The organism is Gilliamella sp. B2717 (genome assembly GCF_026536675.1).
GTDB lineage: Bacteria > Pseudomonadota > Gammaproteobacteria > Enterobacterales > Orbaceae > Gilliamella > Gilliamella apicola_I.
This window is the reverse complement of the sequence record NZ_JAFNNQ010000059.1, coordinates 1-1,170: the sequence shown is the minus strand read 5'-3', so window position 1 is coordinate 1,170 and position 1,170 is coordinate 1. Positions and strand designations below refer to the sequence as shown.

Genomic DNA, 1,170 nt, shown 5'->3' with positions numbered 1-1,170 from the left:
TAATCTTTTAAAGATTTAACAAAACTATTGAATTAATTAAATAATATATCTTTATAAATTATCAATCATATTGCATCTAATTAACCCAAAGTTACCTAGATATAAAAAATAAAATTATCTATAAATTTTACGCAATTCATTTCACTCCTCTTTCAATAAAATAGTTATTTAATTAGCTGGAAATCTATGATTAATTAAAATCAATTGGGATGATAACTGGGTAATACAGTTAATATTAACGCTGATGGTGTTTTGATAAAAAGCTAAATTGATTCAATATAGTTTAATAAACTAACTAAAGAGATAAAAAAATTATTACTGTAGAATTGAGTAAAACACTTTGGGGGATTAAAAAAATATTGAAATTTAACGATTATCGGTCTAACATAAAAACAGGTTAGTCTAATTCACAATGATGAATTATATAACTACCTACTGGTGAAGTAATTCACATGCCTAATTAAAAAAATTGCATTATGTCAGATTGTAAAATCATCGGATTTTTATCCGAAAACAGTGAAAGGGGAGTATCAATAGCAATATTGATGGATCCTGATCGTTCAATTGTTAAATTAGTAGCAATGCGAAACGGCGAACAAATTGAAGGTACCATTGGAGTTGAATTAACTTCAAAGCGTTTTGATAGACTGATAGATGATTATCCTGATCTAAAGAAACGTAAGTATCATGTCTATGGCATGTGTAAAGTGGATTACAATGTATTATATTCTGATTCATCTGATGAAACCACAAATGAAATTAGTTCAAATTCTAATGATCATCTACGGATTCAAAATAAAATCGTAGATGCACTTGCAACTACTTTGTCGTTTCTTTTCCTAATAGGATTAGTGTGTATTTCTGTTTATCTTATAGGCAAATTCGCACTTGCTGTATTAGTGTACATTTTTGACCATTTGAAATTTGATTAATCTAACCAAATAAACCTCAGTTATTTAACTGGGGTTTATTGTTATAGTTTGTTCTTTCATAAATAGTTATCATTATTGCGCAACAAATTAAAATTCTACAGCAAATAAAGACTACGATGAATAGATAGGTTATTCGTATAAATATGATACTTTTAATAACTTTATGACTTTTAATAAGTAATCTTTTAAAGATTTAACAAAACTATTGAATTAATTAAATAATATATCTTTATAAATT

Annotated in this window: 1 protein-coding gene; it reads left to right on the top strand. The window is 26.1% G+C overall.

What is annotated here, in order from left to right; genetic code table 11:
* The first annotated feature begins 476 nt into the window (after positions 1-476).
* Positions 477-932, top strand: coding sequence for a hypothetical protein (locus tag J3U35_RS06560; RefSeq protein ID WP_267360338.1), 456 nt, complete (start codon positions 477-479; stop codon positions 930-932).
* Positions 933-1,170 lie beyond the last annotated feature (238 nt).